Source organism: Vibrio sp. Y10_XG_PY6 (genome assembly GCF_024181795.1).
Taxonomy (GTDB): Bacteria; Pseudomonadota; Gammaproteobacteria; order Enterobacterales; family Vibrionaceae; genus Vibrio; species Vibrio diabolicus.
Window position 1 is genome coordinate 496,196 of sequence record NZ_JAMZAQ010000002.1, and the last position, 20,223, is coordinate 516,418.

Annotated in this window: 21 protein-coding genes; 8 read left to right on the forward strand and 13 right to left on the reverse strand. The window is 44.9% G+C overall.

Going from position 1 to position 20,223, the window contains the following annotated elements; all coding sequences use genetic code 11:
• The first annotated feature begins 2 nt into the window (after nucleotides 1-2).
• The 3 genes from dnaX (at nucleotide 3) to recR (ending at nucleotide 3,150) form a co-directional block, all read left to right on the forward strand.
• Nucleotides 3-2,108: a DNA polymerase III subunit gamma/tau gene (dnaX, locus tag NL644_RS10620; RefSeq protein ID WP_253658373.1), complete on the forward strand. Its 2,106-nt coding sequence runs from the start codon at nucleotides 3-5 to the stop codon at nucleotides 2,106-2,108.
• Nucleotides 2,109-2,190: 82 nt separating this feature from the next.
• The gene (locus NL644_RS10625) at nucleotides 2,191-2,520 is read left to right on the forward strand and encodes a YbaB/EbfC family nucleoid-associated protein (RefSeq protein WP_005380618.1); all 330 of its coding nucleotides are present in this window, start codon (nucleotides 2,191-2,193) and stop codon (nucleotides 2,518-2,520) included.
• A 30-nt stretch (nucleotides 2,521-2,550) separates the two neighbouring features.
• The gene (gene recR, locus NL644_RS10630) at nucleotides 2,551-3,150 is read left to right on the forward strand and encodes a recombination mediator RecR (protein ID WP_031780610.1); all 600 of its coding nucleotides are present in this window, start codon (nucleotides 2,551-2,553) and stop codon (nucleotides 3,148-3,150) included.
• A gap of 51 nt (nucleotides 3,151-3,201) precedes the next feature.
• Here the strand turns inward: recR and aqpZ are convergent, their stop codons facing one another.
• Nucleotides 3,202-3,900 (reverse strand): aquaporin Z, encoded by a 699-nt coding sequence (gene aqpZ, locus NL644_RS10635; RefSeq protein WP_253658374.1) that lies wholly within the window; start codon nucleotides 3,898-3,900, stop codon nucleotides 3,202-3,204.
• 206 nt (nucleotides 3,901-4,106) lie between these two features.
• Complete coding sequence (locus tag NL644_RS10640) at nucleotides 4,107-5,366, reverse strand: amino acid permease (protein WP_031780611.1); 1,260 nt, start codon at nucleotides 5,364-5,366, stop codon at nucleotides 4,107-4,109.
• A gap of 317 nt (nucleotides 5,367-5,683) precedes the next feature.
• Between NL644_RS10640 and NL644_RS10645 the strand changes: the two genes are divergently transcribed.
• The 3 genes from NL644_RS10645 to NL644_RS10655 are packed head-to-tail and all read left to right on the forward strand — an operon-like array spanning nucleotide 5,684 to nucleotide 8,045.
• The gene (locus NL644_RS10645) at nucleotides 5,684-6,064 is read left to right on the forward strand and encodes a RidA family protein (protein ID WP_005397224.1); all 381 of its coding nucleotides are present in this window, start codon (nucleotides 5,684-5,686) and stop codon (nucleotides 6,062-6,064) included.
• 15 nt (nucleotides 6,065-6,079) lie between these two features.
• Nucleotides 6,080-7,357, forward strand: coding sequence for a serine dehydratase subunit alpha family protein (locus NL644_RS10650; protein WP_085342863.1), 1,278 nt, complete (start codon nucleotides 6,080-6,082; stop codon nucleotides 7,355-7,357).
• A gap of 28 nt (nucleotides 7,358-7,385) precedes the next feature.
• Nucleotides 7,386-8,045, forward strand: a complete 660-nt coding sequence (locus NL644_RS10655) for a transcriptional regulator (RefSeq protein ID WP_005397228.1) — start codon at nucleotides 7,386-7,388, stop codon at nucleotides 8,043-8,045.
• A gap of 18 nt (nucleotides 8,046-8,063) precedes the next feature.
• On the opposite strand, the gene NL644_RS10660 is transcribed toward NL644_RS10655, so the two are convergent.
• Both NL644_RS10660 and NL644_RS10665 read right to left on the reverse strand, forming a co-directional pair.
• The gene (locus NL644_RS10660) at nucleotides 8,064-8,312 is read right to left on the reverse strand and encodes a YkgJ family cysteine cluster protein (RefSeq protein ID WP_253658375.1); all 249 of its coding nucleotides are present in this window, start codon (nucleotides 8,310-8,312) and stop codon (nucleotides 8,064-8,066) included.
• Nucleotides 8,313-8,439: 127 nt separating this feature from the next.
• Complete coding sequence (locus tag NL644_RS10665; protein ID WP_005397239.1) at nucleotides 8,440-8,688, reverse strand: GlsB/YeaQ/YmgE family stress response membrane protein; 249 nt, start codon at nucleotides 8,686-8,688, stop codon at nucleotides 8,440-8,442.
• Between the two features lie 190 nt (nucleotides 8,689-8,878).
• Between NL644_RS10665 and NL644_RS10670 the strand changes: the two genes are divergently transcribed.
• Together NL644_RS10670 and NL644_RS10675 are read left to right on the forward strand one after the other, a co-directional pair.
• Nucleotides 8,879-9,319: a YcgN family cysteine cluster protein gene (locus NL644_RS10670; protein WP_005384948.1), complete on the forward strand. Its 441-nt coding sequence runs from the start codon at nucleotides 8,879-8,881 to the stop codon at nucleotides 9,317-9,319.
• Nucleotides 9,320-9,509: 190 nt separating this feature from the next.
• Nucleotides 9,510-11,189 (forward strand): mechanosensitive ion channel family protein, encoded by a 1,680-nt coding sequence (locus NL644_RS10675; protein WP_114323314.1) that lies wholly within the window; start codon nucleotides 9,510-9,512, stop codon nucleotides 11,187-11,189.
• Between the two features lie 68 nt (nucleotides 11,190-11,257).
• On the opposite strand, the gene NL644_RS10680 is transcribed toward NL644_RS10675, so the two are convergent.
• The 9 genes from NL644_RS10680 to NL644_RS10720 form a co-directional block, all read right to left on the reverse strand.
• Nucleotides 11,258-11,542 (reverse strand): putative quinol monooxygenase, encoded by a 285-nt coding sequence (locus NL644_RS10680; protein ID WP_253658376.1) that lies wholly within the window; start codon nucleotides 11,540-11,542, stop codon nucleotides 11,258-11,260.
• Between the two features lie 17 nt (nucleotides 11,543-11,559).
• On the reverse strand, nucleotides 11,560-11,955 hold the full coding sequence (locus tag NL644_RS10685) for a VOC family protein (protein ID WP_012841552.1): 396 nt from the start codon (nucleotides 11,953-11,955) through the stop codon (nucleotides 11,560-11,562).
• Nucleotides 11,956-12,106: 151 nt separating this feature from the next.
• Nucleotides 12,107-12,406, reverse strand: a complete 300-nt coding sequence (locus NL644_RS10690) for a ribbon-helix-helix domain-containing protein (protein ID WP_031780613.1) — start codon at nucleotides 12,404-12,406, stop codon at nucleotides 12,107-12,109.
• A gap of 136 nt (nucleotides 12,407-12,542) precedes the next feature.
• Nucleotides 12,543-14,120, reverse strand: a complete 1,578-nt coding sequence (locus NL644_RS10695) for an alkaline phosphatase (protein ID WP_253658377.1) — start codon at nucleotides 14,118-14,120, stop codon at nucleotides 12,543-12,545.
• 397 nt (nucleotides 14,121-14,517) lie between these two features.
• Nucleotides 14,518-14,877, reverse strand: a complete 360-nt coding sequence (locus NL644_RS10700; protein ID WP_253658378.1) for a hypothetical protein — start codon at nucleotides 14,875-14,877, stop codon at nucleotides 14,518-14,520.
• A gap of 250 nt (nucleotides 14,878-15,127) precedes the next feature.
• Nucleotides 15,128-16,075 carry a ChaN family lipoprotein gene (locus NL644_RS10705; RefSeq protein WP_253658379.1) on the reverse strand — a complete coding sequence of 316 codons (948 nt, stop codon included), beginning with the start codon at nucleotides 16,073-16,075 and terminating at the stop codon, nucleotides 15,128-15,130.
• 97 nt (nucleotides 16,076-16,172) lie between these two features.
• Nucleotides 16,173-17,000, reverse strand: coding sequence for a 23S rRNA (guanine(745)-N(1))-methyltransferase (gene rlmA, locus NL644_RS10710; RefSeq protein WP_074191650.1), 828 nt, complete (start codon nucleotides 16,998-17,000; stop codon nucleotides 16,173-16,175).
• 96 nt (nucleotides 17,001-17,096) lie between these two features.
• Nucleotides 17,097-19,133 (reverse strand): methyl-accepting chemotaxis protein, encoded by a 2,037-nt coding sequence (locus NL644_RS10715; protein ID WP_182019786.1) that lies wholly within the window; start codon nucleotides 19,131-19,133, stop codon nucleotides 17,097-17,099.
• Nucleotides 19,134-19,332: 199 nt separating this feature from the next.
• Nucleotides 19,333-20,217 (reverse strand): D-hexose-6-phosphate mutarotase, encoded by an 885-nt coding sequence (locus tag NL644_RS10720; protein WP_253658380.1) that lies wholly within the window; start codon nucleotides 20,215-20,217, stop codon nucleotides 19,333-19,335.
• Between the last annotated feature and the right edge of the window lie 6 nt (nucleotides 20,218-20,223).

Sequence of the window (20,223 nt, forward strand, 5' to 3'; positions counted from 1 at the left end):
CAATGAGTTATTTAGCTTTAGCGCGAAAATGGCGTCCTAATCAGTTTGACCAAGTTGTCGGACAAAAACATGTCCTGACGGCGTTGGAAAACGCACTGGCGCAAAACCGTTTACACCATGCTTATCTGTTCAGTGGGACTCGTGGTGTGGGTAAAACGAGTATCGGTAGGTTGTTTGCCAAAGGCTTGAACTGCGAAACCGGTATTACCGCGACACCTTGTGGTAAGTGCGATACTTGTCGTGAAATTGATGAAGGTCGCTTTGTCGATCTTCTTGAAATCGATGCGGCATCACGTACTAAAGTTGAAGACACTCGCGAACTGTTAGACAACGTTCAATACAAACCTGCTCGTGGACGTTTTAAAGTGTACCTCATCGATGAGGTACACATGCTATCGCGTCACTCTTTCAATGCGTTGTTGAAAACCCTGGAAGAGCCGCCAGAGTATGTGAAGTTCTTACTCGCGACAACCGATCCACAAAAGCTGCCAGTTACTATATTGTCGCGTTGTCTACAGTTCCATCTCAAACCGATCAGCGTTGATGATATTCATCAGCAACTTGACTACATTTTGGGTCAAGAGCAAGTATCGGCAGAACCAAAAGCACTGGGTATGATTTCACATGCTGCAGATGGCAGTATGCGTGATGCTCTCAGCTTGACTGATCAAGCAATTGCATTAGGTAACGGTGCGGTGCAAGCCGATATTGTCAGCCACATGTTGGGGACGATTGATACCGACCAAGCGATTCACTTACTAGAGTCAATCAGCAGCAAGAAACCTCAACAAGCTATGGATAAAATCCAACAATTAGCGGCAAATGGTGTTGAGTGGGATGGTTTGTTGCAGCAAGTCGCAACACAGTTACACCGAATTGCGATGTATCAAGCGTTGCCAGCGTCGCTAGACCGAGCGCAGCCAGATGCAGAAAAGATCGAATTATTGAGTAAAGCACTAAGCCCGCAAGATGTGCAGCTTTACTATCAAATTGCATTGAAAGGTCGTGAAGATTTGACTCTCTCGCCAAATGGGCGAGTCGGTTTGGAAATGATTGTGCTGCGTATGATGGCGTTCCGCCCATCAAATAACAGTGGGGCAAATGTTGTTTCTAGTAACTGCGAACCAGCTTCAGCCCCAGCTCAAAGTGCCAGTCAGCCAAAGACTGCACCAGCTCAGACAGTAGCTGCTCCTCGAACTCAGCAGCCGAGTCCAGCGCAAAGCACACCACAAGTGGCGCCTCAACCTTCATCCAATTCACAACCTGAGTATCACGCGAGTGGATATGAGACGGTTCCGCCACAGTATGATATGGCGCCGCCGATGAGCGAAAACCCAGCGCCGCAGCATGAAACGCCACCTCAACAAGTGCAAGAGAGCGTTTCAACACCGGCGCGCGGTGGTCTAAGCGGTTTACGTCACCAATTACGTTCTCAGCGTCAAGGCCTACAACAGAACACTCCTCAAAATGGTGGCTCAAAAAAGCCTAAAGCGGCATCTGCACAACCAGAATCGGTTATCGACCGAGTAGCGCAATTGCATGGCAATTCCGCGCAGGTGTCGCCAAACTCAGCTCCGAAGTCGACGGAGCCACAAGTTGAGGAAGCGTATCGCTGGCGTCCAAGCAAGCCTGTTGAGACAAAAGTGAATACAAAACTGACACCTACGCAGCTCAAGCAGGCACTTGAGCATGAGAAAACGCCTGAAATGGCACAAAAGCTCATCGATGAATCGTTAGAACATAATGAATGGGCGAAGCTAATCAGCTTAATGGAGATCCCTAAGCTGGTAGAGCAACTTGCGCTAAACTCTCATTATAGTAAGGAAGGAACAACCGTTTCGTTGCTATTGAGAAGCAGCCAAGCTCATTTGAATACAGATAGAGCTCAAGCCGAATTGCTTAAAGCACTTAATACCGTGTTAGGTGAAGAGTGCCACATGAGCATCGAAATAGGGGAGAGTGGAGAAACACCACTTGAACTGAGAGATAGGCTCTACCAAGAGAAATTACAGCAAGCGCTGAACAGTTTAGAAAACGATCCAAATGTTCAATTTATTGAACGTCGTTTTGCTGCAGAGCTTGATAAAGATAGTGTGCGCCCTATCTAATAATCGAATGGAATGGGGTTGAAAACCCAAAGGTATAACCCCATTAATTGATGCAACACCTCATTAAACCAGAGAGATAAACATGTTTGGTAAAGGCGGTATGGGCAACCTAATGAAGCAAGCCCAGCAAATGCAAGATCGCATGCAAAAGCTTCAAGAAGAAATCGCGAATATGGAAGTAACTGGCGAGTCTGGTGCTGGCCTAGTTAAAGTTACTATCACTGGTAGTCACAGCGTACGTCGTGTTGACATCGATGAAAGTTTGATGGAAGACGACAAAGAAATGCTTGAAGATTTGATCGCTGCGGCGTTCAACGATGCGGCCCGTCGTGTTGAAGAAACTCAAAAAGAGAAAATGGCTTCTGTAACTGGCGGTATGCAACTACCACCAGGTATGAAAATGCCATTCTAATCTGCTGATATTTAATTAAGCGGACTTTTAATGCGTACCAGTCATATGCTGGAGCAATTGATGGAGGCCTTACGTTGTCTACCTGGGGTTGGCCCCAAGTCGGCGCAGCGTATGGCCTTTCATTTGTTACAGCGCGATAGAAAAGGCGGTTTGCAACTTGCAGATGCGCTTAGCCAGGCAATGACAGAAATCGGTCATTGTACTGAGTGTCGAACCTTCACCGAAGAAGAAGTCTGTCATATTTGTACTAACCCAAAACGCCAAGAAAATGGTCAAATTTGTGTGGTAGAAAGCCCGGCAGACATTGCTGCAGTCGAAGCAACGGGCCAGTATTCTGGTCGATACTTTGTTCTTATGGGACATTTGTCACCACTAGACGGTATTGGTCCAAGTGATATTGGGCTGGATGTGCTGGATTACCGCTTACGTCGCGGTGATATAGCCGAAGTGATTTTGGCAACAAACCCGACGGTTGAAGGCGAAGCCACTGCACATTACATCGCAGAGCTATGTAAAGAACACCAAGTTGATGCCAGCCGCATCGCGCATGGTGTGCCTGTCGGTGGAGAACTTGAGCTTGTTGATGGCACGACGTTGTCACACTCGCTGTTAGGTCGACACAGAATTTAATAAAAAGCCGCTGAATTCAGCGGCTTTTTTGAGCTTGTGAGTTGGGAACGATTAATCGTTCGATTCTTTACCAAGAAGGTTTTTGTAGATGACTGCACCAAGTACACCACCCAAAATAGGCGCAACCCAGAACAGCCATAATTGAGAAACTGCCCAGTCACCCACATACATTGCGACTGCTGTACTACGAGCCGGGTTTACTGAGGTGTTTGTCACAGGAATGCTGATCAGGTGAATAAGAGTCAGACACAAACCAATCGCTATAGGTGCAAAACCTTGAGGTGCACGTTTGTCTGTCGCCCCCATGATTACGATAAGGAATATCATCGTCATCACGATTTCAGAAACTAACGCAGCAAGCATTGAGTACTGACCTGGTGAGTGTTCACCATAACCGTTGGCGGCAAAGCCAGAACCAACAACATCAAATCCAGCTTGTCCTGTCGCGATGACATAAAGAATACCACCAGCGATCAGCCCGCCGATCACTTGTGCGATGATGTAAGGCGCAACGTCTTTTGTATCAAAACGACCGCCAGCCCAAAGGCCAACCGTTACTGCAGGGTTCAAATGGCAACCTGAAATATGACCGATTGCAAATGCCATGGTTAAAACGGTTAAACCAAAGGCCAGAGCGACACCCAGCAGACCAATACCAACATCTGGAAAACCTGCAGCCAACACTGCGCTGCCGCAGCCGCCCAATACTAGCCAGAACGTACCAAAAGCCTCAGCCAAATACTTGTTCATGTTATTTCCTAATTTCTAATTAAATGACCCGCTGAACATAGTCGAGAATTGTCAATAAAGTGTGAGAGAGATCGCGTAAAAACTGCAAATAGGACGGTATGTGGCAAGAGTTCTCAAGGATGAGAGAAAAGCAGGGAGAGGAGAGGTTGAATCTTAAGGTTGCCTTGGCCATCACTACCTGAGTAACAGCCAAGGCAAAGTAGGTTTTAGCTAAATGCGACGAAAGGTGATACGCACAACAAAATACCAGTCGCAATAATCAAGTAAAGCGACGCGCCTTTGTATTTGTGTAAAGAAGGCACTTGGTAGACAAGGTAAGCTGGAATCAAACAGCCAATCAAACCAAAGATAGGGCTACATACTGATGTGAAGCTCAGAACTGGTAGATTCAATACAATTGCACCCCACGCCATGAGAATCGCAAAGAGAATGATTCCCTTGGTGACTAAGTCTTTATTGATCTTATCTTCAGGCATGACCTTTTTTAGAGCCAGCATCGCTAGACCTTGGCAAGAATCGCGGAAACCTAAGTACACGCCAAAAAACGCAGTCATTACTGAGAAAATATTCAGCATCAAACTCATTAGTTTTAGCGTCGTGCCGTCCATGCCTTGCGCAACCATCGCAAGAGCAGAGATGTTCTCTTCTGCTGCTTTAACCGCTTGTTCATGTGACATCGCAAGCGTAAAGGAAATCGCGTAGAAGAAGACGGTCACAAACAAGATACCGAAAGCAATTTTCATTGCGCGCATGGCTTTAAAGCGAGCAACCTCAATCGATTTTTCTTTTGATCGGTACGAGATCACCATTGGGCTCAAGCTTTGAATGAAGAGAATAGACGTTAGAGTAAACGGCAGTAGCTCAATTGCATCTTTCAAACCAGCGCCTGTTTCTGGAATTGCACCGACATTCGCTACATCCCATTTTTCGATCATCATGACGCCAAGTAATGCAACGGTACAAAGTTTAATCAGTACAAGACCAGTACTGACCTTAAACAAAATCTTTTCACCACGAGATGCAATAGCGACCAGCGCGCACACTAAAGCCAGACCATATAGCGGGTTTTCAGACAATAAACCTTCCGTGATGCCAAAACTATGTAGGAAAGATGCCGAGTCATTGTTGATAGCTGTTGAGTAAACAAAGACCCAAATCACCAACATGATGAAGTAGAGCACACCTAATAACGCCCCCCATTTGTTACCAAGGTAGCCGGAAATGACGCCAGCGTAATCTTGGCACTTTGGTGAACTTGAGAGAGTGTTGATGAAAAGGCGTTGGAATAAGTACATTGCTGGGTAGCCGATCACGGCAGAGGCCAAGAATACCCAAAGGCCCAATACGCCTACTTTTACTGGTAAAAAGACAATACCGGCACCGATTGCCATGCCGATACTCATGATCACCCATCCCCAGTCTGTGCTATCAAACTTGATCGCGGCTTTCCACTCGTCTAGGGCCATGCCTGCTTTTACGTGCGGTGGCTCTTTACCGATAGGTAAGGTTTGTGTAGGTGCTGTCACGCTCATTTTATTGTTTCTCTTGTTAGTATGAATTTTTCTCAAATTTAATTGAGAAAATGTATATCACCAATTTTTTTGTGGAAAATTCAGATAAATTTGAGATCTTGGCGAAGAAGTTCAAATAAATTGGAGTTTTTAACGAATTTTGTGATCTGATCTAGTTGTTTGATTCATATTTAATTGAAAAAATAACGCTAATACGGAAGTTGAATTAGAAACTTCTTAATAAAAAATAAAATTTATGTGAGGATTTGAAAATGAAAAAATTGATTTCATCTGAACACGCGCCTGCTGCTATCGGACCTTATTCACATGGCACTAGCTATGGTGATTTGATTTTTACTTCTGGCCAATTACCCGTTGATAAGGCAACAGGAAAAGTAGTTGAAGGCGGCATCAGTGCACAAAGTCATCAATCTCTTACTAACTTGAAGCACGTTTTAGAGGCTGGTGGTGGCAGTATCGATACTGTTTTAAAAACAACGTGTTACCTATCGAATATTAATGACTTTGCCGAGTTTAACAAGGTCTACGCAGAGTTTTTCCAACAAGATTGTCCGGCACGCAGTTGCTTCGCAGTGAAAGATTTGCCTCTTGGCGTGTTAATTGAAGTCGAAGCGATTGCTCATAAAAAGTAATACGGAGAACAGAGCATGAACCAGCAATGGACACAATATATCCAAATCATTAAGCAAGTTGTGAAACCTGCATTAGGATGTACAGAACCCATTGCTGCTGCGTACGCGGCAGCAGTTGCTAGAAAAGAGTTAGGCACATCCGATATTGATGCGATAGAGGTGCGTGTTTCAGACAACCTATTTAAAAACTCGATGGGTGTTTTCGTACCCGGAACGGGCAAGATAGGCCTCAAAATTGCCGCCTCAGTTGGTGCATTAGCCGGTGACCCAACAGCAGAACTGGAAGTGTTGGCTCGGATTAATGAGCAGGATGTCGCTGCTGCGCAACAATTGATAGATGAAGAGCGGGTAACTGTAGCGCGCATGGATACGCAAGAATTCATTTATTGCAGCGTAACGCTCACCTCTGGTGACGATGTTGTTTCGGTCACGATCAGTGGCGGTCACACCAACATTCTCCAAATCATGCGTAATGGCGACTTGATTTTTGATGCACCACCACAGCAACGCGTTGCAACCGCTTCCGTTTGTGAAGGTGTGGATATTTCGATCAAACAAATCTATGAGTTTGCCACTCAAGCGCCTTTTGAAGAGATCAAATTCATTCTCCAAGCTGCAGAGCTTAATACCTTGTTGGCTCAAGAGGGTATCGACCGAGGTTACGGCCTAGAAATTGGACGCACGCTAAAAGGCAACATCGAGCAAGGCTTATTGGGCAATGACTTAATGAGTCGTATACAGATGATGACATCAGCGGCGTCTGATGCTCGCATGGGAGGGGCAACGTTGCCAGCCATGAGCAATTTCGGCAGTGGGAACCAAGGTATTGCCGCTACAATGCCAGTTGTAGTTGCGGCAGAAGTATTCCAAAACGACGAAGAACAGTTGGCTCGCGCGTTGATCATGAGCCATTTAGGGGCTATTTACATCAAATCTTATTACCCACCGTTATCCGCATTTTGTGGCAACACTGTTACCAGTGCGGCAGCTTCTATGGCGCTGGTGTATTTAGCTGGTGGTACATTTGAGCAATCATGCTACGCCATTCAAAACGTCATCAGCGACAGTTCAGGTATGGTGTGCGATGGTGCGAAGTCCTCTTGTGCGATGAAAGTGTGTACTTCGTCGACAACGGCGGTGCGCTCATATTTGATGGCGATGGGTAACCACAGTGTTAAGAATCAAGGTATAGTAGGCGAAGAAGTTGAGCAAACGATAAGAAATGTTGGCTCAATGGTTCGTTTCGGTATGCCGTATACTGACAAATCTATTATCGATATTATGTCGGCCTAACCTCCAGTTTTTGCTAAGGGAAGTAACATTGCTACTAAAGAAACTCACCAAGAGTGATCTCGATATTTTGAACTCTATGAAAAACGTCGTGGATGGCATTGCACGTATGTATGGTGAACATACTGAAGTGGTTCTCCACAGCTTAGATGCCGAAGCGCCGGAAATCATCAAAATCGCAAATGGGCACGTGACGGAACGCAGTGAAGGTGCCCCAATTACCAACTTAGCGAGAATGAAGTTAAGAGAGGGCAAGGACGTTTCTGATTCGTACCTGACGAAAACGTCGAACGGAAAGACCTTGCACTCCATTACGACAATTGTCAGAAATCCAAAAAACAAACCGATTGGTTTGCTGTGTATCAACGTGGATATGGATGCACCGATGCAGGCGTTTTTAAAGGCAATGTTGCCTCAGCAACACACCGAGTGTTGTGTTGGTGGTGCTCGCTCACCAGAAACGTTTGCGCGTAATATTGATGAAACCATCATCAGTACGATAGAAACCGTGCAAACAGAAGTGTGGGAAAATGAAGCCATTGCGCCTTCTAAACGCAACCGTGAACTGGTGACGCGACTGCATGGCCTAGGCATTTTTAAATACAAAGATGCTGTTTTAATGGTTGCAAACCATCTTGGTATATCGCGCGATACCATCTACTTGTATTTGCGAGAGCTGGGGAACGATTAAACAGGTGCGCTGAATAGATTAAGTAAGTTGCTCTAGCTGAGTGATGTTGTCGAGCGCTTCTTGGTTGGTTTTGCCACACACAACCGGACACGGCTTAAAATCGTGACAAACTTTAGGGCGCTCAGGCTTACCAAACAGCTTACACAAATTGTCATCGTTGAGTTGCACGCAACGAACACCTGCTGGTTTGCCCTTGGGCATTCCAGGTATCGGTGAAGAGATACTTGGCGCAATACAGCAAGCTCCGCATCCTAATCGACAATCCATAATGTAAACCTCTTAAAAATTGAGGGGGCAATTATGGTCATTTTGACGTGGATTGGAAGAGTCGCTTAAGAAAAAATAAAAAGGAGCACTCAATAGAGTGCTCCTTTTTGCTTTTAAACCGTTGTGATCATCTCAAGAAGCGATTGTAAACAAACAGCAGAATAAACGCGCCCAGCGTTGCGGTAATGATGCTGCCGATATTTACGCCAGTTGCCCCGCCGAAACCCAGAATACCGCCAAGAAAGCCGCCGACAAAGGCACCGGCAATACCGAGTAGCATTGTTGCAATCCAGCCACCCCCATCTTTTCCTGGCATGAGCCATTTTGCGAGTGCACCGGCGATTAAGCCCAAAATAATCCAAGAAATAATACCCATGAAAACTCCTTAATGCCTTCTTGATCAATTGAGTGTAATGGAAACTCGTTTAAGGATAGAACAGTAAAGCGAAAGTAGTTGAATATCTCTACTGTTATGTGTGAATGATTCGAGATCTTCTCAAAACTTGAACTTTTGCGTCGAGAGGGGTATAAATCGCCCCCTAAATTCCCTTGGTGAGACCTGAAGTATGAGCACTCCATTTTGGCAAAGTAAATCGTTAGAGCAGATGACAGAAGAGGAATGGGAATCTCTCTGTGATGGTTGTGGTAAATGTTGCCTGCATAAGCTAATGGACGAAGATACCGACGAAATCTATTACACCAATGTGGCCTGTAGCTGGTTAAATAGCAAAACGTGTTCTTGTAAGGATTACCCAAATCGTTTTACTTCGGGTGAAGAGTGCACCAAGCTGACGCGCGAAGACATTGACGATTTTACTTGGCTGCCGCATACGTGCGCTTACCGCCTGTTGGCTGAAAAACAGCCTTTACCAGAATGGCATCCGTTGATTACGGGCTCGAAATCTGCGATGCACGCGGCGGGCGAAAGTGTCCGCAATAAAGTGGTATACGAGATTGATGTGGTGGATTGGGAAGACCATATTCTGAATCACCCCAATCGCCCGTAGTTAAATTTACACAAGCCTTTCATCTAATAATGAAAGGCTTGTTTGTTATTGGGTTTCTCAACTTTGACGCCCAACTAACGAAATGCTGCTCAGTTTATTATTTAGTGTTGTAAACTTAGGTATATAATTTCAAGGCTTTACACTTCTATTCTTGGTCGTTTTGATCAGAACTGTTCCCTAAGAGGTAAACATGACGTTTCATTTCCCCCAGAAAATACGCCTGACATCTTGGGTGGCATTATTCACGCTCATCCTCGGTATGATGGCCCCTATGGTCATCAATGCGAAAGATATTCAGGATACGCCAGAGCCCTCTGCTGCCGAAACTTCTATTGATAACTTGAATCGAGAAATTGTGGATTTATCCCAAGGTCTCTCGCAAGCGAGTGGTGATGAGCGCGACGCGCTTCAACTACAGCTATTCCAAAAAAATGAAGAGTTAAGAAGTCAGTTAGCATCAGCGATTGAACGTGAAACTATCCCTCACGACAAATTGATCTCCTTGGTTAAAAAGCAGGAAAAATACTCTGAGGACGCCACGAACTATCTGTCGGAAAAAATAAAGAAAGTCGTTGAAGATTTAAATAAAGCCAAGGATGAAGAGAAACTTGCTCTTGTTAATGATTACCGAGAGTTACAGCATTACCTCGATGTCAGCTTCGATTCAAGTTGGCAAAACCTTGCTTGGCTGAAAGAGTTAGGGGCTCAAAATGAGCGCGCAGAAGCGGAACTAAAGGATAAAGTTGATAAACGTATGCGTTTGCTGTCTGCCTCAATTGAGTACTTGAGCCAGCAAAGTGAAATCATCGGCTCTCAACTTTCGTCAAGCCCTGAATCGGAAAAAGCGTCACTGCAGCTAAGTCAGCTTATTACTAAACAAAGACTGAATATTGCGACGGAAAGCCTACGCAATTTAATTTCGATTGGCGATAAAGTCGGTTTAGAAACGTCCGAATACAAACGCCAAATTTTCGAAGTGACAGGGAATATCACCCATGACTTGCTGAATACCAAAGTAGTGTGGTCAATACTGAGCCATTGGTCCAACTCTGCGCTAGACTGGTTTGCCGAAAATGCGCCGCAGCACATTTTCCAGTTGTTTGTATTTGCGCTGATTTTATTGATCGCTCGTGGGCTCGCGAAGTTAACGCGCAAAGTGGTCAGCAAGGCGGTTTCATCGAAAAACTTAAAGCTCTCACACTTGATGCAGGATTTCTTTATCTCAATGTCCGGCAAGTTCGTGTGGGTGATTGGTATCATGGTGGGCCTATCTCAGCTCGGATTGAACCTAGCACCGATCCTAACCGGTTTTGGTATTGCTGGTGTGATTATCGGCTTCGCCTTACAAGACACCTTGTCCAATTTCGCGGCGGGTATGATGTTGCTTATTTATCGCCCATTTGATGTTGGTGACTTTGTGTATGCTGGTGGCGTGGATGGTAAGGTAAGCCATATGAGCTTGGTGAACACCACAATCCGTACGTTTGATAACCAAATTATTATTGTACCTAACAGTAAAATTTGGGGAGATGTGATTAAGAACGTCACACACGAGCGCATTCGCCGTGTGGATATGGTGTTTGGCATTGGTTATGCGGATGACTTGCTGAAAGCCGAGTCAGTGCTGTCTGATATCATTACTTCTCACCCTGCAGTACTTCGTACACCAGAGCCGATGATCAAAGTGCATACGTTAAACACATCATCTGTAGACTTTATTGTTCGTCCATGGGTAAAAACTGATGATTATTGGGACGTGTATTGGGATGTGACAAAAGAAGTGAAACTGCGCTTTGACCGAGAAGGCATTTCGATTCCTTTCCCACAACAAGATGTGCATTTGCACATGGTAGAGAAACAAGACGCGTAATCACAGCCAAAACAGTACGAAAAGGCACTCTAGAAAGAGTGCCTTTTTATTTGCATTAAGCGGTGTTTTTACAGTTCGTTAAAGAACACCAATTTCGGTTCGTATTCTAGCAAGTTGTCGATTTGGCTAATCAAAAGAGCAAAGTGTTCTGTTTCACCATGAAGATCGAACGCTTGTTGGTCTTTAAATTGCTCTTGAAAAACGAAGTGGCACGTATTGTCTTTATCTTGGAATAATTGATAACGAACACAACCTTCTTCATTGCGAGTGGGTTCAAGTGCCCGGGTGAGCACTGCTTTCAGTTCCTGTTCTTTTCCCGGTTGTGCGTGAAAGGTAGCAGTCAAGTGAATCATGATGTTTACTCTTTTTGTTATAGGTAACGCCCTTGGCGTTGTAAGAACTCAATTTTGTAACCATCAGGATCAGTCACAAAAAAGAACGTTGCCAAATGCTTTTGTTGGTGATCAAAAGCTTTGATGTCACCCGCTTCAATACCGAGAGATTTAATGCGTTTGTGAGTTTGTTCGATGTCCTCTACGCTGACAGCAAGGTGACCGTAGCCTGAGCCGTGAGTGTAAGGCTCAGTTTGATCGTGATTGTGTGTTAGCTCTAATTCAAAGCCAGTTTCTTCGTTGGCTAGATAGGTCAGAGAAAAACCATCAAAGATGTATTGGTCTTTGATTTCTAGCTCTAGTATGTCGCGGTAAAATTGTAGAGAACGGTCCAGATCGCTGACTCGGATCATGGTGTGAATCATTTTTGTCATGGGTACTCCTTGATAGTCCGCATAGGTTAGCGAGTTCAAAAGGAGTCTGGGTAGTACTCTAGTACGACAAATTAGAGCATGCTCAATGGCTTACAACTCTGTTGCATAGCCTATGAGGGTTATTGGTAGGTTGGTCAGTGGTTGGTTGTTATTAAGTGTTTAGTTGTGTCAGTGCTTGACGAATCGTCTCTTTAGGCTGGCGAGCGTAAGTGAGACAGGCGCAGCGGAGTAGGGAGGCAAAGTTGTTTACTTCACCATTGTATTCGAGCGCTTCTTGATAGACCGTACTAATAAACTTAGGAACAGTCATGTTTTGAGCGTTAGCAATTTCCTCAAGAATCGTCCAAAAGCTCGCTTCAAGTTTTACACTTGTGGCGTGACCATCAATACGGATAGAGCGGGTGATGAACTGATAGTTGTCTTGGGGCTGCTTAGCAAATATTTCGCACATTTTCTTCATTCATATAATCAAAGACCTATAATTATTGAGGTTTGTTGTTTAAAACGTCAACTATTTTCATGCATAAAAAAACGCTCCCTTACGAGAGCGTTTGAACATCACGAGTCGTGAAGTAAGTGCAAGCCGATTATTTGATTTGTTGCTTTAAGTACTCGCCTAACTGAGAGTGGTGCATGATTTTTGATACCGGAAGGATAGTTTCTGCCGGCCCCCAAGCAAATACGTTGACTGGGGTATGCGTATGAGTACCCGTTCCCCATACTGTGTTTTGCTTTGTTGCATGCTCACGAGCTAGCAAGTTGCCACGGTCGTTGTAAGGAAAGAACGCATCAAAGTCATTGATTGTAGGAACGTTCTCTTCGCTTAAGTATTTGTGTCCAGCGAGTCGGTATGGATTTGGTTTACTTGCTAATACGCGTTCTGCTTGCTCAGGCGTAATCGAAAAAGCGCTATTTGCATTCACAATTTCTGCAAACTTCTCTGGTGTTTGAGCTTTCTTATCAAGCGCTTGGAATTCGCTGATCATACCGTAGTAGCTTTTCTTCTGGTTGTATAAACCATCGAGGATTTCGAACTGACCAAAGTTGAAGTTTGGCGCGTAATCTTGATTTTTGAATGCTTCGCCATCGCGTTTTTGCGGTTTAGGCAAGTTTGCTGATGAGTAACTAAAGCCGAAAGAACCGGTCTCGTGGTCAGCGGTAACAATGATCAGTGTGTCATCACGGCCTTTTGCCCACTCATAAACCGAGTCTACCGCTTCGTCGAACTTGATCATTTCATGCAGCATCGTACCCGCATCGTTACTGTGGCCAGCCCAGTCAATTTGACCGCCTTCAACCATTAAGAAAAAGCCGTCTTTGTCTTTTGAAAGGATGTCGATTGCTTTGGTGGTCATTTCTTTCAGTGATGGCTGCGTACGTTTTGGATCGTTTTTGCTTTGACTGTAGGCAATACCATCGTTCATGCCCGAGTAAGCAAAAAGTCCAAGTAATTTGTCACCTTTAGCTTGTGTGAGCATATCGCGGCTGAAAGCCAGGTTGTAACCTTGGTCTTGCGCCTCAGTAAGCAAGTTGCGCTCATCTTTACGTTTCGACTTTAGGTAGACATTACCTTCAGTGAGCTTTTCAAGTTGCTCGTATGTCTCTCCCTTGTCGTTTGTCGACTTTGGAATCCAATGACGAAGTCCGCCAGACATCATCACGTCAACGCCAGTTTCTAGCATGTCCGCCGCAATACTGTTTTCTAGAGAGCGGTGTGGTTGATGAGCGGCAAATGCGGCTGGCGTTGCATGAGTAATACGTGTATCAGAGACGAGACCCGTAGCCTTACCTTTGCTTTTGGCTTTTTCCAAAATGGTTTCAACGTGGTTGCCTTGGCTATCAATGCCAATGACTTCAGAAGCGGTAGGTATTCCTGTTGCTAGCATCGTTGCGGAGCACGCAGAGTCGACGACAATCGCGTCTTCTGGATTGGTCAGTGATGATCCAATCACACCTTCTTGAGCGAGTTTATACAAAGCGGTAGTTTCGCCTTTGTAAATCGAGTTAGGTGCGTGTTTGGCGTAAGTCTCTAGTAGACCAACTTGTTGAGGCCCCATGCCATCGCCGATCATCAGAATAACGTTTTTGATTTCGGCCGAGAGTGCATTAAAAGAGAGAGTTGATGCTGCCACTGCGGTAACGATTGGAGATACTAAGCGCTTCATTATATTTTCCTTGTTTATTGAAAGCGCTGGCATTAAAACAATGATTTATGACGATTTTGTGTCGGTAATAAAAGTTTAACTAAATTGTCGTCTTTGCTTGGGTTTGTAGAAAAAGTGAGTCAACCTCTAACGTTTGTGAATTTAGAAAGAAGAAAGCCCACAAACGTGGGCTTGGATTACGCTTAGGAGTTGAAAGCATGGACTAAAGTTATCCATTCAGTGCCTTCACAAGAAACCTAGTTTAGGGAGCAATAAACGAGTATGCGTTCTAAGGTCATAAGAGCGGTCGAATTGAGGAGTATATAACCTACGTTTACGACATATCGTTCTTTGACGTATCAAATTATGGGCTGCAGTTAGTGATTTATTCAAATAGGATTTATTGTCGTAACGATTATTAGACCAACGCTAATATGATGCCACCGACAGTGAGGGCTGCAGAAAGGTATTGACCCGCAGAGTATGAGCCGTCTTCTTCTTCCTCGATTTTGTCAGGGTGCTCCATGCCAAGTGCGCCATGTGTAAAGGACTCCACTTTTTCACCAACAGATTTATCTTCTGCTTCTACTCTCTTACTGTCGTGTTCGATTTGCTGCAGAGCGGCAAGGAGCGCTTTGCCCTCCGTAGACAGTGTCACCTTATTGTGTTCGACTTTTAGCGGTGAAGCGTTGCCTTCCTCTTGTGCAATACTTGTTTGCTTAGAGGCGACAGATTGTTTGGCATAGCTATTAACAGAAGTGCTTCCTACTGGATTCATCGAATACTCCTTGGAACATCGACACTCGGTCACTGAGTGCGGGTAAAAAGCAGTTATATTACTATCGGCGGCAAAGTCTATTTCTGAAGCTATTGGGATAAAAACAGGTCTGCTTTTGCCGCTTCTGGTTTATATTCGTGATCATTAGCAAAAAATAGACCAGCAGGAAGCAGACCGTTGTCATTCCATGAACTCGGAGCAGTGTGATGCTACGCGCAACGACAAGGTAGTAACTTAAATTGGAGACCAGCTACTTACATTGAAGATCGCTATTGCGCTTAGTGAGGTGTTGATATGCCGCCATGCGGTGAGCATCTTGTACATACCGTACTGGTGGTGCAAGAACCTCTAACTGATAATCAGTATGATCAGCAAGCACATTATCTGTTGGGCTAATTACAACCACTTTTAAGCTCGGGTTGCGGCTTAAGATTGATGCTGCCGTACCCAGCCCTTGCTCGGTGTGAAACTTGCCCGCAACATGGATAACCTGAGCGCCTGGGTTGTCGTCTAGGTAGCTAACGATAGATTCCGCCATAGTTTCATCCCAAGTTACTTGAGCTGCAAACTGTTTCTCGGTTTGTTCTGGCTTCCCATGATGCATGGATGCCATAAACTTCTCTTTGTATGGACTACTGGCCGTGTTGATGGATTCTGCAATAAACGTTCGCTGCTCATCATCGAGCTTGTTAACGTAGTCTATCCCCTGACGACCAATACATCGGACAATGCCCTTTGGTGCATTCGCTGCAATCACCGGGAGATTTTTCTGCTTAGCAAACTCAACGAGAGGGCGATAGTCGCTCTCATAATTGGGCCAAGCATTGGCTTGTTTCATCAAGTACTGTTCACCGATTTCCCCACGCAGGTAAGCGTCAACAACAGGTTGTTTGTCGCGGGTAAATTGTTCCATTGATAACGCGAGTGGGCGGTCATAAGATGAAAGTTGTTTGAGCATATCGGTTTGAAAGCGATGAACGCCGGCATGTGTGTGCCATTCACCAATAAGAATAACATCTGCTTGTCGCAGCTCTTTTGGTAGTTTGCTTAGAGCGATGTGCTCGCCAGAAGGGGTGTAAAGTTGGTAGTCGTAAAAAGTAGTGACTTCCGCAGAGGTAGGGTGAGAGTTGGTTGATGGAACAGAAGAACAACCAGTAAGTAAGCCAGCAAAGAGCAAGCTTAAAATAGAAAAGCGCATTGAAAAGCCTCCAAAAATGTCCGGATGATATTAATGGAGGCTGAGCAATGAATCAATATAAATGATAACTATTTGCGTTTATTGGCTGCCACTATTATTACTGAGTGGACTTTTTGCGATATACGCGCAGCATAAAATCAGCCTCACACTGATAGAGTGTAGCGGACTTCAACTCTTCACGAAGTGCATCGGTTGCTTTCCATGCGAATGGCGTCATTTGCAATAAATCGAATGCGGCCCCGTTCTTCAAATTCATAACATAGTTAAGATGTTGTTGATGCTCTAATTCATATCCTTCAATGTGTTCTGGCTCTTCACTGTGAAGACGAACATCTTGATAAATGCGTTCACGTAGTTGGTATAAGTGACGGCTTGCAGGTGTCACCGTGATGACCACACCGTTCTCTTTTACAACGCGCTGAAGCTCTTCTGCCTTGCAAGGGGCATAAATGCGCAAAATAGCATCTAAGGATTCATTCGCGAAAGGAAGCCGATGGCTAGAAGCGACGCTAAAGTGACACTGTGTGTAGCGCTTCGCCGCATAACGAATCGCAACTTTTGAAATGTCCAATCCATATATCGTCGCATCGTCCGTTTGCGTTTGTATCGTTTTCTGCACTTGATCCGTGTAGTAACCCTCGCCGCAACCAATATCTAATAATTGATGATCGGTTCCCTCTGTGTATTTCGCACACAGCTGCGCAACCTCTTGGCGCATTGGGTTGTAGTAATTCCCCTCAAGGAATCGACGACGAGCTTGCATCATCTCTTTATTGTCACCAGGATCTTTAGAACGTTTGTGGTGCGCTGGCATCAAGTTAACGTAGCCTTCTTTTGCTAAGTCAAACTGATGATTGTTTTCGCACTTAAACGTTTTTTCGTTTAACGCTAGAGCTTGGTGGCATAAAGGGCATTGATAGTTCATGACGATCTCGAACAGAAAGTAGGGCGGCAAATTCTATCAAAAAGCGTGGTCTCAAGTGAAACAAAAAGAGCCGATGGAATCGGCTCTTATTCAGTATTAGTGGAAGAAGTCGACTTGCTCTTTCAAGTTCCGAGCTTGTTGTTGCAGTTCAATGGCACTTTGCGAGGTTTTCGCGCTGGTGTCGCGGCTTTCTCGGTTTAGCTCACTGATAGAATGGGCATTTGCAGCAATTTCTTGGGATACTTGCGCTTGCTCTTCTGAGGTCGCAGCAATGGCGTCGGCTTGAGACGCTATCGACTGGACTTGTACTGCGATAGCTTCTAATGCTGTACCCGCGTCTTGTGCTTTGTCTAAGACCTGATTGGCACTGCGTTGGCTGTCAGTCATCATATTAACTGCATTATGAGTAGAGCCTTTTAGCTTCTCAATAATTTCAACAACATCCTGAACTGAGCTTTGTGTACGGTGCGCAAGTGTACGCACTTCATCTGCTACAACTGCGAAGCCACGACCTTGCTCACCTGCTCGTGCGGCTTCAATGGCTGCATTCAACGCAAGTAGGTTGGTTTGCTCTGCAATCTCATCAATCATCTTCGTGACGGTTTGAATACTCTCACTATCGCGATTGACTTGCTCGATAGCCGCTGCTGATTGATCCAACTGATCGTTAAGTTGAGCAACATCGATACATACGCCTTCTACAATCGCGAGACCAGATTGACTATCGGTATTCGCTGAGCGTACGTTTTCCGCAATACTTTCGACTTGTTGGGCAACCGATTGAGCAGAAGAGGCCATCTCTTCGATTGCTGTTACCACTTGTTCTACTTCTTCTTGTTGGCGGTCAGCTTGGGTTAAATTGCTATGGGCATCATTGGCAACGCTGGTGGAGTTGCTCTCTACTAAGTCGCTTGTGGAACGGATCTTACCAACAAGTTCATTGAGTTGACTTGCCATACTGGCGACACCCGTATTCAGGTTCGTAATTTCATTTTTTGATGCCTTACGAGACGATGGGACGTTCAAGCTGACCTCGCCGCCCGCCAAGCGAGTCATATAGGAGTTTAGAACGGTCAGAGGTTGTAAGCTGCGATTCAAGAAAAGTGTCAGTACAACAAAAGTAATGATTGCCGCTACCGAAGAAATGATGGCGATAAGTTTGAGTAGTGTATCACTGCCTTTGGTCACTTCTTTGATGAACGTACCACCCAGTAGTTTCCAGTTCCAGCCTGGTACTTCGGTAAACACTAAGTACTTTTCGCCGACTGTTGAGCCGAATTGGTAAGGGTAGAGAATTAATCCGCTCTTTTGTTCAAAAATTTTATGGAAAGGCTTATTACCCTCGTAGTCACGAACTTCTGTGATTGAAGGGTCGGTTGCACTTTTGGTCGGATGGAGTAGGTACTTACCAAGATTGTTGTCGTCGTTGTCGACAATGATGGTATAGCCAGTATCGCCCCATTTAATCTCCTCTAGCGCATCGAATAGCGTTTGTGTTGCTTGATCTACGGGCAAACCAATAAACGATAACCCTGCAACTTTTCCTGTAGCATCTTTAATTGGAGAGTAATAGGTAATGTAGCGTTCGCCGTACAACTTTATTTGAGCGTAATATGGCTGACCAGCTTTTAGTTGCTGATAACCTGGGTGGTCGAGACCTAGCGTGGTTCCCACTGCTCGTTGACCTTGTGGATCTTTTAGTGAGGTAGATACTCGAATAAAGTCATCTCCCAAAGGCGCGAATAAAGTCGCGATAGCACCGGTATCACGTGTGAAGCTATCGACCAGCTTTGTGTCGTTAATTAAGCTTTCACTGTATTGAGTGATGTTTGGTATTTCATGCCCCATGAAATCAACGGTATAGTTTTCGACATAAACACCGGCAAGGTAACCATTACGAAAAGTGGACTCGAGCACTTTAGCGGTATGCAGATAAGCATCGAATTGGCCAGCAATGGTTTTAGCCATCGACTCTACTTTAGATTGGTGCTCTTTAAGGGTGCTTTCCAATAGAACATCGGAAGCGTTACGGTAAACAAGCGCAGCAATACTGCTGAAAGCAATGAATAGACACAAAGTGATAACCAGCTTTAACTGGAATCCGACACTTTGATTTCGGTATCTCTCTAACATAGATTAGTTCCTGATATTTTTATTATTTATGAGTTTTGTATCGGCATGCTATCGGTTTATATGATCGAATTTTTTGATATTTATTAATGAAATAGTCAAAAGTGACTGATAACCAATAAGTTAGTTGAGAGAGGACCATCTAGGTGGGGCTTTTATTACAAAAAAGGTCGGGTATTCCCGACCTTTGATCTGGTTATAACTACTGCACTGAAATTACAGTGACAAGTTCATGAGTCTCACCTGGCTGGAGCGTTTTACCTTGCTCGATACTTGGAGCGTGAACAGTAGATTCAACACACAGCATGGTTTGGTAACCATCGTCAGCCATATCTGCCATACCTTTTGCACCTTCTGCCCAAGGGTTCCAAAGTACCGCGGAGTTATGACCATGGTTTTCCACGCTTAATGTACGATTCAGTTCCGGATCTTTTACCAAAATTTTCGCTTCTGGTTGCGTGTAAACGCGATCAATGGTGTCTGTGAGTTGCAGAACATCACCACCTTGGCATACCGCATCAGCTTTCAAGCTATCAATGTACTCGGCACCCATGCCTGTCGTTTGTGCTTGCTTAATGTCTCCAACGTTTAGGTAAGTATGTAACGCGCCAGAGAAGGTCCAAGCTTCGTCATCGATGTTCATGACTTTGAGTGTCACTTTTAGCTCATCGCCAACTTCAACCACCAAACGAGCGTCAAACATATGTGGCCAAATATCGTGGATTTCTTCTGTCGGGAACAGAGCAAGTTCAACAATCACGCCGTTATCGTTCTCGCGATGTTCAACCAGCTCCCATTCAGCAGTACGTGCGAAACCATGAGCCGGTGCTGCAATACGCCCAAACCATGGCCAGCAAACGGGAATGCCGCCTCGTAAGGCTTTTTTCCCGTCGAAAATCGCCTTCTCGCTCATCCAAATCAAATCTTCATGACCAGCAGGAGTGAACGAAACAACGTGACCACCATGTAAGGAGATGCCTGCTGTCGCTTTCTCATGAATAACACGTACTACTTTGACCTGATCAATTTCAACGACAGTAACGTTATCAGATAACACGGTTAGAGCTGGGAGAGTTTTTAAATCCATGTGCTG

Bases quoted from the DNA above. Each gene is read 5' to 3' on its own strand.
- recR (WP_031780610.1), top strand. From the start codon at position 2,551: ATGCGTACCAGTCATATGCTGGAGCAATTGATGGAGGCCTTACGTTGT.
- NL644_RS10645 (WP_005397224.1), top strand. From the start codon at position 5,684: ATGAAAAAATTGATTTCATCTGAACACGCGCCTGCTGCTATCGGACCT.
- NL644_RS10680 (WP_253658376.1), bottom strand. From the start codon at position 11,542: ATGATTCACTTGACTGCTACCTTTCACGCACAACCGGGAAAAGAACAG.
- NL644_RS10695 (WP_253658377.1), bottom strand. From the start codon at position 14,120: ATGAAGCGCTTAGTATCTCCAATCGTTACCGCAGTGGCAGCATCAACT.
- NL644_RS10670 (WP_005384948.1), top strand. From the start codon at position 8,879: ATGAGCACTCCATTTTGGCAAAGTAAATCGTTAGAGCAGATGACAGAA.
- NL644_RS10700 (WP_253658378.1), bottom strand. From the start codon at position 14,877: ATGAATCCAGTAGGAAGCACTTCTGTTAATAGCTATGCCAAACAATCT.
- NL644_RS10640 (WP_031780611.1), bottom strand. From the start codon at position 5,366: ATGGCCCTAGACGAGTGGAAAGCCGCGATCAAGTTTGATAGCACAGAC.
- NL644_RS10715 (WP_182019786.1), bottom strand. From the start codon at position 19,133: ATGTTAGAGAGATACCGAAATCAAAGTGTCGGATTCCAGTTAAAGCTG.
- NL644_RS10705 (WP_253658379.1), bottom strand. From the start codon at position 16,075: ATGCGCTTTTCTATTTTAAGCTTGCTCTTTGCTGGCTTACTTACTGGT.
- NL644_RS10720 (WP_253658380.1), bottom strand. From the start codon at position 20,217: ATGGATTTAAAAACTCTCCCAGCTCTAACCGTGTTATCTGATAACGTT.
- NL644_RS10650 (WP_085342863.1), top strand. From the start codon at position 6,080: ATGAACCAGCAATGGACACAATATATCCAAATCATTAAGCAAGTTGTG.
- NL644_RS10660 (WP_253658375.1), bottom strand. From the start codon at position 8,312: ATGGATTGTCGATTAGGATGCGGAGCTTGCTGTATTGCGCCAAGTATC.
- NL644_RS10685 (WP_012841552.1), bottom strand. From the start codon at position 11,955: ATGACAAAAATGATTCACACCATGATCCGAGTCAGCGATCTGGACCGT.
- NL644_RS10675 (WP_114323314.1), top strand. From the start codon at position 9,510: ATGACGTTTCATTTCCCCCAGAAAATACGCCTGACATCTTGGGTGGCA.
- NL644_RS10690 (WP_031780613.1), bottom strand. From the start codon at position 12,406: ATGTGCGAAATATTTGCTAAGCAGCCCCAAGACAACTATCAGTTCATC.
- aqpZ (WP_253658374.1), bottom strand. From the start codon at position 3,900: ATGAACAAGTATTTGGCTGAGGCTTTTGGTACGTTCTGGCTAGTATTG.
- rlmA (WP_074191650.1), bottom strand. From the start codon at position 17,000: ATGAACTATCAATGCCCTTTATGCCACCAAGCTCTAGCGTTAAACGAA.
- NL644_RS10665 (WP_005397239.1), bottom strand. From the start codon at position 8,688: ATGGGTATTATTTCTTGGATTATTTTGGGCTTAATCGCCGGTGCACTC.
- dnaX (WP_253658373.1), top strand. From the start codon at position 3: ATGAGTTATTTAGCTTTAGCGCGAAAATGGCGTCCTAATCAGTTTGAC.
- NL644_RS10625 (WP_005380618.1), top strand. From the start codon at position 2,191: ATGTTTGGTAAAGGCGGTATGGGCAACCTAATGAAGCAAGCCCAGCAA.